Origin of the sequence: Clavibacter michiganensis, assembly GCF_016907085.1 — a bacterium.
Lineage (GTDB): Bacteria > Actinomycetota > Actinomycetes > Actinomycetales > Microbacteriaceae > Clavibacter > Clavibacter michiganensis_O.
This window is the reverse complement of the sequence record NZ_JAFBBJ010000001.1, coordinates 2,832,332-2,849,023: the sequence shown is the minus strand read 5'-3', so window position 1 is coordinate 2,849,023 and position 16,692 is coordinate 2,832,332. Positions and strand designations below refer to the sequence as shown.

Genomic DNA, 16,692 nt, shown 5'->3' with positions numbered 1-16,692 from the left:
GGCGGCGACGCCGGGTCGCCGCGATTCCACCTCCCGTTCACCCGGAGGCCCGACAGTGCACACGCCGCACGATCCGAACGGAGACCACATGCCCGAGTCCTCTCCGGAGGCGGCGACGCCGCACGACGACGCCCAGCGCGTGCTCGACCGGGCCGACGCCGTCACGCCGCCGCGCACCCTCGTCGACGTGCTCCGGGCCACGGTCGCCGCGCACCCCGACGCGTCCGCCATCCAGGACGGCGACGGCGCGCTCAGCTACCGCGAGCTCATGGCGCGTGTCGTGCAGGTGGCCGCGTCGCTGCGGGAGGCGGGCGTCGGTAAGGGCGACCGGGTCGGGATCCGCATGCCGTCCGGATCCCGCGACCTCTACGTCACCGTGCTCGGCGTGCTCGCGGCCGGTGCCGCCTACGTGCCGGTGGACGCGGACGACCCGGACGAGCGCGCGCGACTCGTGTTCGGCGAGGCGCGCGTCGCGGGCGTCGTCACGGGCACGGGCGAGTACACGCCGCGCGCCGCGGACGCCGCGGACGCCAGCGAGACCGCCGCCGATGCCGCCGACGCCGCCGCGCTCCGCATCCTCCCCGCCGCCGCCGCGCACGCCTCCACCTCCGCGCTGCCGCTCGTCGCGCCGCCGGCGCCCGAGGACGACGCGTGGATCATCTTCACCTCGGGATCCACCGGCACCCCCAAGGGCGTCGCCGTCTCGCACCGCTCGGCCGCGGCCTTCGTCGACGCGGAGGCGCGCCTCTTCCTCCAGGACGAGCCCATCGGGCCGGGCGATCGCGTGCTCGCCGGCCTCTCGGTCGCGTTCGACGCCAGCTGCGAGGAGATGTGGCTCGCCTGGCGCCACGGCGCGTGCCTCGTGCCGGCGCCGCGCAGCCTCGTCCGCAGCGGGATGGACCTCGGGCCCTGGCTCACGACGCACGGCGTGACGATCGTCTCGACCGTGCCGACGCTCGCGGCGCTGTGGCCCGCGGAGTCGCTCGAGAACGTCCGGCTGCTCATCTTCGGCGGCGAGGCCTGCCCGCCCGAGCTCGGCCAGCGGCTCGCGACCGACGGCCGCGAGGTGTGGAACACGTACGGCCCCACCGAGGCGACCGTCGTCGCGTGCGCGGCGCCGCTCGGCGGCCCGGGTCCCGTGCGCATCGGCCTGCCGCTCGACGGCTGGACGCTCGCGGTCGTCGACCCCGAGGGCGCGCGCGTCCCCGAGGGCGGCGTGGGCGAGCTGATCATCGGCGGGGTCGGGCTCGCGCGCTACCTGGATCCCGCCAAGGACGCCGAGAAGTACGCCCCCTTCCCCGCGCTCGGCTGGGACCGCGCCTACCGCTCGGGCGACCTCGTGCGCTTCGAGGCCGAGGGCCTCGTCTTCCAGGGCCGCGCCGACGACCAGGTGAAGGTCGGCGGGCGGCGCATCGAGCTGGGCGAGATCGAGGCGGCGCTGCAGGCGCTCGACGACGTGCAGGGCGCGGCCGTCGCGGTGCAGACGACGGGCGCGGGCAACCCGGTGCTCGTCGGCTACCTCGTGCCGCGGGATCCGGCGACCTTCTCGCGCGAGGACGCCGTGCAGCGGCTCCGCGTCGCGCTGCCGGCCGCGCTCGTTCCGCTCATCGGGGTGGTCGAGTCGCTGCCCACGCGCACGTCCGGCAAGGTCGACAGGGCCGCACTCCCCTGGCCGCTGCCGGGCGCCGCGGGCGACGACGGCGCCGACCTCGACGCCGAGCTGCGGCCGCTCGCCGAGATGTGGTCGGCCGCGCTCGGCACGCCCGTCGCGAGCGCCGACGCCAACTTCTTCGACCTGGGCGGCGGATCCCTGTCGGCTGCTCAGCTCGTGGCCCGGATCCGCACCGTCGACCCCGAGTTCACGGTGGCCGACGTCTACGCCCACCCGCGCCTCGGTGCCATGCACGCCGCCATCGCGGGACGCGCGCCGCGGGCCGAGAGCCGCGGGCCGCAGGTGGACGTGACGCCGACTCCGCGCCGCACGCAGTGGATCCAGACCCTGCTCGGCGCGCCCCTGCTCGCGCTGCAGAGCCTCCGCTGGCTCGCGCTGCTGCTCACGGGCTCCGCGCTGCTGCGCCCGCTCGGCGGCTTCGACGCGCTGCCGGACGTCTCGTGGTGGTTGCTCGCCCCCGGCCTCCTCCTCTTCGCGACGCCGTTCGGCCGCATGGCGATCTCCGCGGCCGCCGCGCGCCTTCTCCTCCGCGGCCTCCAGCCCGGCGACCACCCGCGCGGCGGCCGCTGGCACCTGCGGATCTGGCTGGCCGAGCAGATCGCGCAGCAGATCGGCGCGGTCGGGCTCGCGGGCGCGCCGTGGATCACGTACTACGCGCGGGCGCTCGGCGCGCGCATCGCCGACGACGTCGACCTGCACACGCTGCCGCCCGTCACGGGCATGCTCCGCATCGGCCGCGGCGCCTCGGTCGAGCCCGAGGTCGACCTCTCCGGCTACTGGATCGACGGCGACACCGTGCGCGTCGGCGCGATCCGCATCGGCGCGGGATCCACCGTCGGCACCCGCTCGACGCTGCTGCCGGGCACGCGCATCGGCAAGGGCGCGGAGATCGCGCCGGGCTCGGCCGTCTTCGGGCGGGTGCCGTCGGGCCAGCGCTGGGCCGGATCCCCCGCCGCGCGCGAGGGCAAGGCGCGGGTCTGGTGGCCCGACCACCGGCCGCCGCGCAACACGCGCTGGGTCGCGGCGTACGGCGCCGCCTCGGTCGCGACCGCGCTCGTGCCCGTGGTGGCGTTCGTCGCGGGCGGCGGGATCCTCGCGGCAGCGATCCGCGGATCCGCCGACCTCGGCGACGCCTGGTGGCGCGGCCTCGGCGCGCTCGTGCCCGCGGTGCTCGTGACCGGGCTCGTGCTCGCGCTGCTGGTCGTGGGATCCGTGCGCCTGCTCGGCCTCGGCGTGACCGAGGGCATCCACGCCGTGCGCAGCCGCGTCGGCTGGCAGCTCTGGACCACCGAGCGCCTGCTCGACCTCGCGCGCACCGTGCTCTTCCCGCTCTACGCCGGCCTCTTCACGCCCGTGTGGCTGCGCCTCCTCGGCGCGCGCGTGGGCAAGGACGTCGAGGCGTCCACCGTGCTGCTCATCCCCGCTATGACGACCATCCGCGACGGCGCCTTCCTCGCCGACGACACGCTCGTGGCCGGCTACGAGCTCGGCGGCGGGTGGATGCGCGTCGCCCGCGCCGAGATCGGCCAGCGCGCGTTCCTCGGCAACTCGGGCATGGCGGGGCCCGGACACAAGGTGCCGAAGGACGGCCTCGTCGCGGTGCTCTCGGCGGCGCCCACGAAGTCGAAGGCCGGATCCTCGTGGCTCGGCTCCCCGCCCGTCCGGCTCCGGCGCACGGTCGCCGCCGCGGACGACTCGCGCACGTTCCGGCCGCCGACCCGGCTGCGCGTGGCCCGCATCCTGTGGGAGCTGCTCCGCGTCGTGCCCGTGTTCGTGACCTGCGCGATCGGCCTGGCCGTGCTCGTGACGCTCGCCGCGATCACCGAGGCGTGGGGCCCGCTCGTCGCGTTCCTGCTCGGCGGCGTGGTGCTGCTCGCGGCCGGCGCGGTCGCGGCGGGGATCTCGACGGCGGCGAAGTGGATCCTCATCGGCCGCATCCGCGCCGAGGAGCACCCGCTCTGGTCGTCGTTCGTGTGGCGCAGCGAGGTGTCGGACGTCTTCACCGAGATGGTCGCCGCGCCCTGGTTCGCGTCGTCGGCGGCCGGCACGCCCGCGCTCGTCTGGTGGCTGCGGAGCCTCGGCGCGCGCATCGGATCCGGCGTGTGGTGCGACTCGCACTGGCTGCCCGAGGCCGATCTGGTGACGCTGGGGGACGCTTCGACCGTCAACCGCGGATGCGTCGTGCAGACGCACCTGTTCCATGATCGGATCATGAGCATGGACACCGTCACCCTCGACGCGGGTGCGACCCTCGGGCCGCACAGCGTCATCCTCCCCGCGGCGCGCATCGGCCCGCAGGCCACCGTGGGGCCCGCGAGCCTCGTGATGCGCGGGGAGCTCGTGCCCGAGGCCAGCCGCTGGAGCGGCAACCCGATCGGCCCGTGGCGCGAGGTGACGCTCGGCCGGTACCTGCCCGCGGCGTCCGCGAGCGCCGTCGCGACCGCCGGTCACCGGTGAGGGCCGCCGCAGGTCCGTCGTCCGGCGACGCGTACACCCCCGAGGTCGGATCCACGGCCTTCGCGGTCGCGCGCTACGACCTCGACCTCGACTACCGCGTCGCCCGCAACCGCCTCAAGGCGCGCGCCGTCATCACCGCCGTGGCGCGCGAGCCGCTCCCCCGCTTCGAGCTCGACCTCACGGGCCTCCGCGCGGGCGACGTCCGCGTCGACGGCCGCCGCGAGACCCGTCACGTGCAGCGCGGCGGGCGCCTCGTCGTCACTCCTGCGGCGCCCATCCCGGCCGGCACGACCTTCACGGTCGACGTCGCGTACTCGGGCGAGCCCGGCCCGCGCCGCACCGTGTGGGGCGACCTCGGCTGGGAGGAGCTCGGCGACGGCGTGCTCGTCGCGTCGCAGCCGAGCGGCGCGTCCACCTGGTTCCCGTGCAACGACCGGCCGGATGACCGGGCCGCGTTCCGGATCCGGGTCGCGTGCGAGGTCGACTACTCCGTGATCGCGAGCGGCCGGCTCGTCTCGCGGCTCGAGCGCTCGGGCCGCGCCACCTGGACGTACGAGCAGGATGCGCCCACCGCGCCGTACCTCGCGACCGTGCAGATCGGCCGGTACGCCGAGAAGCGCGTGCCCGCCGGATCCACCCAGGCCGTCTTCGCCTACCCGAAGCCGCGCGAGGCCCGCGTGCTGCAGGACCTCGCGCTCGTGCCGCGCATGATGGCGTTCTTCGAGACGCTGTTCGGGCCGTACCCGTTCGACGAGTACCGGGTCGTGGTGACGGACGACGAGCTGGAGATCCCGCTCGAGGCGCAGGCCATGGCGGTGCTCGGCGCGAACCACGCCGACGGCACGGGCGGATCCGAGCGGCTCGTCGCCCACGAGCTCGCGCACCAGTGGTTCGGCAACTCCGTGGGCATCGCGTCGTGGCAGCACATCTGGCTCAACGAGGGCTTCGCCTGCTACGCCGAGTGGCTGTGGTCGGAGGAGTCCGGCGGGCCCACCGCGGACCAGCTCGCGCGCCAGCACCACGCGCGCCTCGACCGCTACGGCACGCAGATGGCCATCGGCGATCCCGGACCCGAGTCGATGTTCGACGACGTCGTCTACAAGCGCGGCGCCCTCGCGGTGCACGCGCTGCGGCTCACGCTCGGCGACGCGTCGTGGCGGGAGCTGCTGCGGCGGTGGACGGATCCGGCGTGGACGGATCCGCGCACCACGGCCGACCTCGTGGCTGCGGCGGGCGACGCGGGCGCGCTGCTGCGCGCGTGGCTCGCGGACGCGCCGCTGCCGGTGCTGCCGCGGCGGGGGCGGCGCTAGGCGGGACCCGCCCGTCAGCGCGTCAGCGTCAGGAGCCCGGTCACGTCGTCGAGCACGGCGTCGGGGCCGGCCGCCTCGAGCGCGGCGCGGTCGTGCGCGCCCGTGAGCACGCCGACCACGAGCCCCGCGCCCGCCGCGCGACCGCAGGCGACGTCGCTCGCGGTGTCGCCGACGACCGCGACCGCCGACATCGCGCTCACGCCGACGCGGAGGGCGGCGGCCAGCACGAGGTCGGGGGCGGGTCGGCCGCGTCCCGCGTCCGCCGGGGAGAGCGCGAGGTCGACGAGGTCGCGCCAGCCGAGGGCGTCGAGGATCGCGTCGCGCGTGACGGGCGCGAAGCCGGTCGTGAGCGCGACGCGGCGGCCGTCGGCGCGGAGCCGGCGGATCAGGGCGTCCGCTCCCGGGATCGGCTCGGCGCCGTCGGCCGCGACGATCTCCGCGTAGGCGTCCTCGAACGCGGCCGTGGCGCGCGCGGCCTCGGCGGCGTCACCCTGGCAGAGGTGCAGGAACACGTCGGACTTGGAGCGGCCCATCGTGCGCCGCACGTAGGCGATCGCCTCGTCCCAGTCGATCCGGTCGACGAGCCCCGTGCGCTCCGCGGCGCTCCGGAACGCGGCCTCGACGACGCCGTCGTCGCGCACGGTCGTGCCGGCCATGTCGAGCACGACGAGCTCGATGCCGTCGAGGGCGGGGGCGGGCGCCGGGGCGGCGGGTGCGGTCGGGGTCATGGCTGGCCTTCCTCGGGGGTGGACGGGGTCGCTGTCGGCTCGGATGCGGGCGCCGCGACGGGATCCGCGCCCACCGCCCCGAACCGCGCCGCGAGCTCGAGCTCGGCGAGGCCCAGGCCGCAGGTCATGCCGATGCCCGTGGTGGCGGCGAGCGCGATCACGCCGGGCAGCGGCTCCGCGACGAGGAACTCCTCGGGCGCGGTGGCGTAGACGCCCTGCCAGCGCTCGACCACGCGCACGGGCGCGTCGAACAGGCGCGCGGCCTCGGCGGTGATCAGCTCGGCGGTCGCCTCGGCCTGGAACGGCGACGGCGCGGCGGATCGCGCGTGCGAGTCGCCGAGGATCACGCTGCCGTCGGCGAGCTGCGTGCACATGAGGTTGAGGTCGATGCGCGCGAGGTCCGGCCGCGCGGCGTGCAGCCGCGCGCGCACGGCGGCGGCCTCGGGGAGCATCGCGAAGCCGCGGTAGCGCACGAGCGACCAGCCGGTGAGCAGGGGCGCGTCGATCGGGGCGGCCAGCGGGATCCGCACGCGCAGCATGTCGAGCGCGCACCGCTGGACGCCGCGCGCCTCCGCGAGCTCGGGCAGCAGCTGGTCGACATCGTGGTTGACCGCGACCACCACCGTGCCCGCGTCGATGGGCCCGCGGCTCGTCTCCACGCGACCGGCGGCGACTGCGCCGACCTGGGTGCGCAGCCGGAACACGACGCCGAGGGACGCGAGGTGCCGGCGGATCGCGGGAGCGGCCGTCCGCGGATCCACCTGCAGGTCGCGCGCCAGCACCGCGCCGCCCACGACGTCGGCGTCGCGGACCGGCGCCAGGCGACGGATCCCGTCGGCGTCGACTACACGCACCGCACCAGGGCCCAGCGGGCCGTCGGCGGGCATCGCGGCGGCGGCGGCCTCGAGCAGCGCGAGCTCGTCGGGGTGCCGGGCGACGACGTGGGCGCCGGCCGCGCGGATCCCGAAGGAGGCGTCGCGCGCGAGCCCGAGCCACAGGTCCCGCGCGGCCACGGCGTACCGGAGCGCGGCGCCGGACTGCGCCGTGACGCCGACGTGCCCGAAGTTCCGGACGCTCGCGCCCGCGGGCTCCGCGCTCCGCTCCACGACGACCACCGAGAGCCCGCGCCGCACGGCCGCGTACGCCGCGCCGAGGCCGACGACGCCCGCCCCGACCACGACGACGTCGGCGCGCTCCGTCACCGCAGCACCCGCCGCATCCACACCGCGATGCCCTCGACCACGAGGACGGTCGCGAGGATCATCAGCACGATCGCCGTGACCATGCCGTACCGGGCGCCCTCGCTCGCGTTGAGGAGGTAGTAGCCCACGCCGCCGCCGCCCACGATCCCGAGGAGCGTCGCGGCGCGGATGTTCGTGTCGAGCAGGTAGAAGCCGTGGCCGAGCATCGCGCGCGCGGCCTGCGGCAGGGTCGCGGCCGCGAGCACCTGCGGCCGGGTGGCGCCCGTGGCGGTGAGCGCGCGCTCGGGCCCCGGATCCACCTCCTCGAGCGAGTCGGCCACGAGCTTCCCGAGGAGGCCGACGCCGCCCACGGCGAGCGCGATGGTGCCGGCCTGCGTGCCGAGGCCGCTGATGACGATGAGGACGATCGCGAGGATCAGCTCGGGCACGCCGCGCACCGCGACGAGCACCAGGCGCGCGGCGCCGCGGACGCCGGGTCCCGGCGCGACGTTGCGGGCGGCGAGCGCGCCGATCACCGCGGATCCCGCGAGCGTGAGCAGGGCCGCGGCGAGCGCGATGACGACGGTCTGGCCCATCGCGCCGACCAGCACGGGCCAGCCGTACGCGCCCGCGTCCGGCGGCCACAGCTCGGCGGCGACCGCGGGGATCCGCGCCCAGAAGGTGCCGAGGTCCGACCAGGTGATGTCGCTCACGAGCACCGCGCCGACCAGCACGAGCGCGGCGACGGCGAGGGCCGCGGCCGTGCGCACCCGGGCGCGCGTCCACGGCCGGCGGAGCGCGTCGGCGGGCGACGCCGGCCCGGCGGCAGGCGACGACGGGAGCGCGCCGGCCGCGGATCCGGCGGACGCGCGCCGCGGGAGCAGCCGCCGCACCAGCCGGTCCATCGGGCGGGCGCGCACGGCACCCGCTCCGAGCATCGCGGCGCGCACGGCGGCGGAGACGACCTCCATCACGACGCAGAGCGCGAAGATCACCGCGGCGAGGCCGAGCCCCCGCCCGTAGTCGAGCGCCTTGAACGCGTACGACATCTGGAGCCCGAGCCCCGCGACGCCGACGTAGCCGAGGATCACCGAGCCGCGCAGGTTGATGTCGTTGCGGTGCAGCACGTTCGCCACCCACGACGGCGCGACCTGCGGCAGCACGCCCGCGGCGAGCTCCTGCATGCGGGATCCGCCGGCCGCGCGGATCGCGAGCCGCGGCCCCTCGTCGATCTGCTCGATGGCGTCGGCGAACATCTTGGAGAGCATGCCGACCGAGTGGATCCCGATGGCGAGGATGCCCGGAAGCGACCCGAGCGAGAACATCAGCACGAAGACCATGGCGAGCACGACGTCGGGCACGCTGCGCGCGAGGACCCCGACGAAGCGCGCGCCCGCCTGCCACGCCGGCCCGGGCGACGTGTTCGACGCGGCGAGCACCGCGACCGGCACGGAGAGCACGGCCGCGAGCACGGTGCCGGTGATGACGAAGCCGAGCGTCTGCGCGGTGAGCCGCAGGAGGTCCGCGGGCTCGGGCAGCGTGAGCGCGCCGATGCGCCCGGCGAACCGCTCCGCGTTGCCGAGGCTCTGCACCATGCGCGGGATCGAGATGTCGACCGAGACGAGCGCGGCGACGGCGGCCGCGACGATGAGGCCGAGCACGATCCACGCGGCGAGCCGGGCGCGGGAGGCGCGGGGTCGCGGGGCGCGCGCGGCGACGTCGCCGCCCGACCCGCCCGCGTCGGGCGCCGCGGTCCCGGTCGCCCGGGAGAGCGTCGCGGTCATCGCGCGGGGCCCGCGTCGGATCCCGCGAGCAGCTCGTCCGCCACCGCGGACAGCTCGGCCGTGGTCGTCGCGACCCGCCCGTAGATCTCCATGACCTCGGCCTTCGACAGCCCGGCCGCCGGGGTGTCGAGCACCACGCGCCCGTGCCGGAGCCCCACGATGCGGTCGGCCCACGCGATCGCGAGGTCCACCTGGTGCAGGCTGCACAGCACCGTGAGCCCCTGCTCGGCCGCGATCTCGCGGATCAGCGCCATGACCTGGTCGCTCGACTCGGGGTCGAGCGACGCGACGGGCTCGTCGGCGAGGAGGATCCGAGGGTCCTGCATGAGCGCCCGCGCGATCGCGACCCGCTGCTGCTGCCCGCCCGAGAGCGTGTCGGCCCGCTGGTACGCGCGGTCGAGGAGGCCCACGCGGTCGAGGTGCGTGAGCGCCCGCAGCCGGAGCGCCCGCGGGTACGTCCCGAGCCCGAGCCGCGGCCCGCGCAGCTCGGCGAGCGCGCCCGTGAGCACGTTCTCGAGCACCGTGAGCGAGGGCACCAGCTCGAACTGCTGGAAGATCACGCCCACCCGGCCGCGCAGCGAGCGGAGCGCCCGGCCGCGGAGCGCGGGCACGTCCTCGCCGAGCACGCGCACGGATCCCGCGGTCGGCAGCTCGAGCCCGTCGAGGTGGCGGAGCAGCGTCGACTTCCCGGATCCCGACAGGCCGAGCAGCACCACGACCTCGCCGCGCGCGACCTCGAGCGAGACGTCGTCGAGCGCGGTCGTGGCGCCGAACCGCTTGGTGAGCCCGGAGACCTCGACCACGGGGCCCGCGGATCCGGCTACTTCTTCTGGCACTGGGCCGACTTCGTCGTCGCGCAGGTCTGGCGCACCTGGTCGTAGTAGGAGTCGTCGACGGGCGTAGTCGCGTAGAAGGAGCTGCGGAAGTCCGCGCTGTCGGCGCTCGTGACGCCCGCGGCGACCATCTGGTCGACGGTCACGTCCGAGAGCGCGTCCTTGAGCTGCTGCTTCACGTCGTCGGGCAGCGTGTCCGACTCCACGATGGGGGCGCCGGGCACCATGACCTTGCCGATGACCGTGACCTTGTCCGACTTCGCCACCTCGCTGTCCTCGGCGAAGCCCGCGTCGCACTCCTTGCCCTCGCCGACCTTCTGCACGCTCACGTCGTGCTTGCCCGCGAAGACGGGGGTCACGTCCGTCGTGGGATCCACGCCCGCCTTCAGCAGCTCGGCGCTCGGGAACAGGTAGCCCGAGGTGGACGACGGGTCGACGAAGCAGACCTTCTTGCCCTTCATCTCGGCGAGCGTCGTGATGGGGCTGCCCTTCGGCACGATCGCCTCGGAGTAGTAGCCGGGCTCCTGGCCCTCCGCCGTGATGATGGAGGAGATCGGGTCGAGCTTCGCGCCGTTCTGCGTGGCCGTGACGTAGGTGAGGCCGGAGAAGCTCGCGACGTCGATCTGGCCGGCGATGGACGCCTCGATGAGCGCCGCGTAGTCGGTGCTCTCGTGGTACTGGACCTTCTTGCCGGTCTCCTTGGCGATGTAGTCCATCAGCGGCTGGTAGTTGGTCTGCGTGTTCGCGGAGTCGGGCACGACGCCGAACACGAGCGTGCCGGAGTCGACCGCGTAGCCGCCCGCGTCGGACTCGGATCCGGCGGCGCCGGTGGCCGCGCACCCGGTGACGAGGGAGGCGACGCCGGCGAGGGCGAGGGCGGTGGTGAGGAAGCGGGCGCGGGTCGTCATGGTCGCCTTCCGGGCAGGGGTCGATGCGGGACGCCGACGAGTCTGCAACGGCCTCAGGTGGGGAAATGCCTGACCAGACGGGAGTTCACGCCGAGTTCACGCGTACGTGCCGGGGATTCGGGTGGAGGGGCGGTCAGACGGCGATCCGCGCGAGCGCCACCGCGGCGGCCGCGAGGACCGCGGCGAGCAGCACGGCCGACGGGCCCGCCCACCACCAGCCCGGGCGGGGACGCGTGCCCTCCACGACCGTCGCCGCGGCGAGCAGCAGGAGCGCCAGGGAGACGCCGCCGCGCGCGAGCGACGTCGCGCTGTCGCCGGTCAGCGCGATGACGCCCGACATCAGCAGCGCGCTCCCGAGCAGCAGCCAGCCGAGCATGAGCAGCGTGCGCACGACCTGGCTCCGCCTGTCGCGGCGCCGCAGCGGCTTCGCGCCGCGCCAGCCGTCGGGCGCGCGCAGGCCGCCCACGATCACCATGACCTCGTCGAGCTCCGCCGGCTGCTCGCCCGGCGGCAGCGCCAGGAAGCGCCCGAGGTGCTCGTCCCGCACGCCGGACGAGGCGATCAGCCGCGCCAGCAGCTCGCGCTCGCGCGGCGTGGTCCAGCCGGGCAGCGCGATCCCCCAGCGGGCGGCCTGGTCGGGCGCGCGCACCTCGCGGTACCAGGACGCGAGGAGCAGGCGCGCGACCGCGTCGCCGGGCTCCTTCCGCACGCGGGTCCGCAGCTCGACGATCGCGTCGCGTCGCCGGCCCTCCGCCCACATCGTCCGGGCGCGCTCGACGGCCACGGAGGTCTGCATGCGCCCAGGCTCGCGGATCCCGGCGGACCCGCGCGCGGATCATCCCCGGTGCTCGACCGCGGAGTCGGGCGCCCCGGTGCGCTCGGCTAGGCGATCCGCGCCAGGCCCCAGTAGGCGAAGACCAGCGACACGGCGACGGCCAGGGCGATCGCGGTGATCCACCGACGCCCCGGTCGCGGTCGCGTGCCCTCGAAGATGACGGCGAACTTCACGAGGACGAGGGCCACCACCCCCGCCCAGCGCGCGACGCCGACCGTGCTCACGCCGAAGAGGGACAGGATCCCGGCCAGGAGCATCCCCAGCGCGAAGACCACCGCGGCGGCGATGCACAGCCCGACGGCCGCCTGACGGCGGGGGTCGGTCGCCGGGGCGAGCTCCCCCACCGGCGTCCCGATGCGGGCGTACCTCTCCCGATGCGCCGCCACGAGCGGCAGCAGCTCGGCCACGTGATCCGGGAGCCGGGGGTCGGGCAGGGCGAGGAACGAGGCGATGCCGGCGTCGCGGTGCCCCGACGAGGCGATCATGCGCGCCAGCCGGTCGCGCTCCGACGCCGTCGTCCATCCCGGCGTCGCGATGCCCCAGCGGCCCGCCTGGTCCGGCGCCCCGAGCTCGCGGTACCAGCCGGCCAGGGTGAGCCGCGCGACCCCGTCGCGGGGGTGGCTGCGCACCCGGTCCACCAGGGAGGCCGTCGCCTCGCGACGCCGCCCCGCATCCCACATCGCCTGGGCGCGGGCGATGGCCTCCGTCTCGCGCATGCGCTCATCGTGGCAGGTCGGGGACGTCATCCGACGCTCAGACCAGGTCGCGCGCCAGCGTCTCGTCCGTCTCGGTCGCCTGCCGGGTGACGCCCGCGTCGTCGACGTACGCGTAGGTGGTCGTGGTGGTCTCGCCCGTGTCGCGGTAGCCGAGCCGCTCGTACAGCGCGCGGGCGCGCGGGTCATCGAGGGCGACGTCCACCGCGAGGCGGCCGGGGGCGACGCGCTCCTCGGCCGCGCGGATGATCGCCGTGCCGATCCCGCGGCCGCGCTCCGCCTCGTCGACGCGCAGGTTCCGCAGCTCGGGCACGTCGCCGCGGAGGTCGAGCTGGCCGGTGCCCACGGGACGGTCGCCGTCCCATGCGACGAGCAGCGTGGATCCGCCCGCCTCCTGCGCCGCCCACATCGCGCGCGCGAAGCCGCGGCCGGGCGGCTCCTCGCTCTCGAGCCGCCCGACCTCCGAGGCCGCGAGCGCGCGGACCTCGGTCGCCGTCACCTAGATGACCGCCTCGCTCCAGTCGTCCGGGTTGCCGAAGCGGTGGGCCGTGATGCTGATGGCCTGCTCGCGCAGGAACGTGAGCATCTCGACGCGGCCGGCCGCGGTGACCTCGTCGGCGAAGACCGCGACGTCGGGCGTGCCGCGGAGCGCGTCGGACAGGGCCCGCGCCTCCACGAGACGCGTGTCCCGGGCGGCGACGAGGCGCACGCGCTCCGTGTCGATCCCGGACGCGGCGACGCGGGCGAGCCACGCCTCGTCCGTCTCGATGGTCACGTGCACGCTCGGCAGGTCCTCGAGCACCTGGCCGAGGCCGGCCGGGAGGATCCCCGGCACCGACACGTGCATCTCCGCGCGCGCCAGCCGCCCGGCCGCGAGCACGCGGAGCAGGTCGGCGAGCGCGCCCGACTCCGTGAGCCGCACCGTGACGGGCAGCGGCCGGTAGCGGAACAGGTTGCGCTCGACGCCGAGGCCGCTCGGGTCCTTCACCTGGCCGAACTCGTCGTGCCACGCGACCGCGTCGCTGAGCGCGGAGCGGCGGACGAGGTCGAAGTCCTCGTAGCGGATCGCGGGCTGCGCCGACTCGATGAGCTCCGTGACCCGCGGTGAGAGCCCGCGCAGGTGCAGCGAGCTCGAGTGCCGGCCCGCGTCCGCGACCCAGGATCCCAAGCCCATGAGGTAGTTCGGGCCGCCGGCCTTGGTGCCGGATCCGACCGAGGAGCGCTTCCAGCCGCCGAACGGCTGGCGCTGCACGATCGCGCCCGTGATCCCGCGGTTCACGTAGAGGTTGCCCGCCTCCACGGTCTCGAGCCACTGCTCGAGCTCGCGCGCGTCGAGGCTGTGCAGGCCCGCGGTGAGGCCGTACGGGATGGCGTTCTGGAAGCGGATCGCCTCCTCGAGGGTGCGGGCGCGCATCACGCCGAGCACGGGGCCGAAGAACTCGGTGAGGTGGAAGTACGACCCGGGCTTCACGCCGTCGCGCACGCCCGGCGACCAGAGGCGGCCGGTCTCGTCCTTCGCCTCGGGCTCCACGAGCCACTTCTCGCCGACGCCCAGCTGCGTGAGCGCGTGCTTGAGCTTGCCGGCGGCCGGCTCGATGATCGGGCCCATCTGCGTGGTGGGATCCGACGGGTAGCCCACCCGCAGCGACGACACCGCGTCGGTGAGCTGCGTGAGGAACCGGCGGGACTTGCCGACCGAGCCCACGAGGATCACGAGGCTCGCCGCCGAGCACTTCTGGCCGGCGTGGCCGAACGCGCTCTTCACGACGTCGGCCGCGGCCAGGTCGAGGTCGGCGCTGGGCGTGACGATGATGGCGTTCTTGCCGCTGGTCTCCGCGAGGAGCGGGAGGTCGCTCTTCCAGGAGCGGAAGACCTCGGCGGTCTCGTAGCCGCCCGTGAGGATCACGCGGTCGACAGCCTTGTGGGAGATGAGGTGCTCGCCGAACTCGGCCTCGCCCGCGTCGACGAGCGCGAGCAGCTCGCGCGGCACGCCGGCCTCGCGGAGCGCCTCGACCAGCACGGCACCGGAGCGGCGGGCCTGGCCGGCGGGCTTCACGACCACGCCGCTGCCCGAGGCGAGCGCCGCGAGCATGCTGCCCGCGGGGATGGCGACGGGGAAGTTCCACGGCGGCGCCACGACGGTGACGCGCGACGGCACGAACCGGGCGCCCTGCACGCGGTCGAGGTCGCGGGCGCGCTCGGCGTAGTAGTGCGCGAAGTCCACGGCCTCGCTGACCTCGGGGTCGGCCTCGGCGATGGTCTTGCCGGTCTCCGACGCCATGACCTCGATGAGGCGCGCGCGGTTGCGCTCGATCGCGACGCCGACGCGGTGCAGGAGCGCGGCGCGCTGCTCGCCGGGGCGGGCGCCCCAGGACGCGGCGGCCGTGCGGACGCCGTCGATGAGGTCGTCGAGCTGGTCGGTGGAGTCGATGCGCGCGGCCGCGATGGTCGCGACGCCGAGCTGCGAGGCCTCGACGCGCGCCAGGATCTCGCGGCCCCAGGCGCGGTTCGTCGGCAGCGCCGGATCCGTGTCGGCCGCGTTGTGGAACGGCGTCGCGGAGGTGTCGGGGTCGACGAGCGCGTCGGGCGTCAGCAGGGATCCGCGCGTGAAGCCCTGGACCACGCTCGTGAGCTGCGGGTCGATCTCCTCCTCGGGCTCATCCGGCGTCTCGGGCTCGGCGAGCGGATCCACGTCGTCGAGCTCCGGCGGGAAGCGGCGGTCCTGCGTGCGGTTCGGCGCCGGGATCGTGTCGTCGACGGCGGCGAGCGACGAGCGGAACCGCGACTCCTCGCGCGCGAACAGCTCGGACGACGTGCTCAGCTCGAACACCGCCGACATGAAGTTCTCCTGGCTCGCGTTTTCCTCCAGGCGGCGGATGAGGTACGAGATGGCCACGTCGAACTCGGTCGGGTGCACGACGGGCGTGTAGAGGAGCAGCCCGCCGACCGTGCGCTTCACGGCCTCGGCCTGGCCGGTCGCCATGCCGAGCAGCATCTCGAACTCGATCCGCTCGGTCACGCCGCGCTCCTCGGCGAGCAGCCACGCGTACGCGACGTCGAAGAGGTTGTGGCCGGCGACGCCGACCTTCACGGCGTCGGCCGCGGCGGGCTGGAGCGCGTGCTCGAGCATGCGCTTGTAGTGCGTGTCGGTCTGCTCCTTGGTGGCCCAGGTGGCGACGGGCCAGTCGTGCATCCGGCCGTCGACCTGCTCCATCGCGAGGTTCGCGCCCTTGACGATGCGGACCTTGATGGGGGCCCCGCCCGCCGCGCGGCGCTCCTGCGCCCACGCCGTGAGCCGCTGGAGGCCCGCGAGCGCGTCGGGCAGGTACGCCTGCAGCACGATGCCCGCTTCCAGGTCCTTCAGCTGCGGCTGGTCGAGCACGCGCGTGAAGACCTCGATCGTGAGGTCCAGGTCCTTGTACTCCTCCATGTCGAGGTTGATGAACTTGGGGGTCGCCGCCTTCGACGCCAGCTCGTACAGCGGGGTCAGCCGCTCGACGACCTTGTCGACGGCCTCGTCGAACGCCCACATCGACAGCTGCGAGACGACGCTCGACACCTTGATGGAGACGTAGTCCACGTCGTCGCGGGCGAGCAGCTCGCGCGTGCCCGCGAGGCGGCGCGCGGCCTCCTTCTCGCCGAGCACGGCCTCGCCCAGCAGGTTGAGGTTGAGGCGGGATCCGCCCTCGCGCAGCTTCGCGATCGCCGGCCCGAGCTTCTCGCTCGTCGCGTCGACGATGAGGTGGCCGACCATCTCGCGCAGCACGCGGCGCGCGACCGGGACGACTACCTGCGGGAGGACGGGGCCCAGGATGCCGCCCGCGCGGATCGCGCCCTGCATGTACCAGGGCAGGAAGCCCGGGGTCTTGGCGGTGAGCGCCGCGAGGCTGTTGCCCGCGACCGGCAGGTCCTCGGGGCGCACGACCCGGTCGACGAAGCCGATGGTGAAGTCGAGGCCGTTCTCGTCCTTGAGGACGCCCGCGAGGCGCTCGGCGGAGGGATCCGCGGGGTGCTGGGCCGCCTCGGCGAGCCACGTGCGCACGAGCGCGACGGACCGGTCGGCGAGGGCCTCGCGGTCGGGTGCGGCGGATGCGCCGTCGATCGTGGGGATCTGCGCGGTCTCGGGGGCGGATGCGGTCTCGGCGGTCATGCGGGAACCTCTTCGTCTCGGGTGGGCCTCGGCCCCGTCGTCGGCCGCGCTGCGGGCGCGTCCTCCCAGTGTGCGACCATGCTCTCATCGGATGCGCTGAACGTTTCCGATGATCATCGTG

The 16,692-nt window shown here is 75.2% G+C and carries 11 protein-coding genes; 2 read left to right on the top strand and 9 right to left on the bottom strand.

The annotated features are described in order from the left end of the window. The first annotated feature begins 88 nt into the window (after window positions 1-88). Both JOE38_RS13475 and JOE38_RS13470 read left to right on the top strand, forming a co-directional pair. Window positions 89-4,129 carry a Pls/PosA family non-ribosomal peptide synthetase gene (locus JOE38_RS13475; RefSeq protein WP_204576733.1) on the top strand — a complete coding sequence of 1,347 codons (4,041 nt, stop codon included), beginning with the start codon at window positions 89-91 and terminating at the stop codon, window positions 4,127-4,129. Next, window positions 4,126-5,439 (top strand): M1 family metallopeptidase, encoded by a 1,314-nt coding sequence (locus tag JOE38_RS13470; protein ID WP_204576732.1) that lies wholly within the window; start codon window positions 4,126-4,128, stop codon window positions 5,437-5,439. The genes JOE38_RS13475 and JOE38_RS13470 overlap by 4 nt, the downstream gene beginning before the upstream one ends. Window positions 5,440-5,453: 14 nt before the next feature. On the opposite strand, the gene JOE38_RS13465 is transcribed toward JOE38_RS13470, so the two are convergent. The 9 genes from JOE38_RS13465 to JOE38_RS13425 form a co-directional block, all read right to left on the bottom strand. Next, entirely contained in the window at window positions 5,454-6,167 is a 714-nt protein-coding gene (locus tag JOE38_RS13465) for an HAD-IA family hydrolase (RefSeq protein WP_204576731.1), read from the bottom strand. Continuing rightward, on the bottom strand, window positions 6,164-7,369 hold the full coding sequence (locus JOE38_RS13460; RefSeq protein WP_204576730.1) for a TIGR03364 family FAD-dependent oxidoreductase: 1,206 nt from the start codon (window positions 7,367-7,369) through the stop codon (window positions 6,164-6,166). The genes JOE38_RS13465 and JOE38_RS13460 overlap by 4 nt, the downstream gene beginning before the upstream one ends. Beyond that, entirely contained in the window at window positions 7,366-9,132 is a 1,767-nt protein-coding gene (locus JOE38_RS13455; protein WP_204576729.1) for a PhnE/PtxC family ABC transporter permease, read from the bottom strand. The genes JOE38_RS13460 and JOE38_RS13455 overlap by 4 nt, the downstream gene beginning before the upstream one ends. Beyond that, on the bottom strand, window positions 9,129-9,968 hold the full coding sequence (gene phnC, locus JOE38_RS13450; protein ID WP_204576728.1) for a phosphonate ABC transporter ATP-binding protein: 840 nt from the start codon (window positions 9,966-9,968) through the stop codon (window positions 9,129-9,131). The genes JOE38_RS13455 and phnC overlap by 4 nt, the downstream gene beginning before the upstream one ends. Then, on the bottom strand, window positions 9,953-10,873 hold the full coding sequence (locus JOE38_RS13445) for a phosphate/phosphite/phosphonate ABC transporter substrate-binding protein (protein WP_204576727.1): 921 nt from the start codon (window positions 10,871-10,873) through the stop codon (window positions 9,953-9,955). Before JOE38_RS13445 ends, phnC begins: the two co-directional genes overlap by 16 nt. Before the next feature lie 133 nt (window positions 10,874-11,006). Beyond that, complete coding sequence (locus JOE38_RS13440; RefSeq protein WP_204576726.1) at window positions 11,007-11,669, bottom strand: hypothetical protein; 663 nt, start codon at window positions 11,667-11,669, stop codon at window positions 11,007-11,009. An 86-nt stretch (window positions 11,670-11,755) separates the two neighbouring features. Beyond that, window positions 11,756-12,424: a hypothetical protein gene (locus JOE38_RS13435; protein ID WP_204576725.1), complete on the bottom strand. Its 669-nt coding sequence runs from the start codon at window positions 12,422-12,424 to the stop codon at window positions 11,756-11,758. A 37-nt stretch (window positions 12,425-12,461) separates the two neighbouring features. Further along, window positions 12,462-12,920, bottom strand: coding sequence for a GNAT family N-acetyltransferase (locus tag JOE38_RS13430; RefSeq protein ID WP_204576724.1), 459 nt, complete (start codon window positions 12,918-12,920; stop codon window positions 12,462-12,464). Beyond that, entirely contained in the window at window positions 12,921-16,571 is a 3,651-nt protein-coding gene (locus tag JOE38_RS13425; protein ID WP_204576723.1) for a proline dehydrogenase family protein, read from the bottom strand. Window positions 16,572-16,692 lie beyond the last annotated feature (121 nt).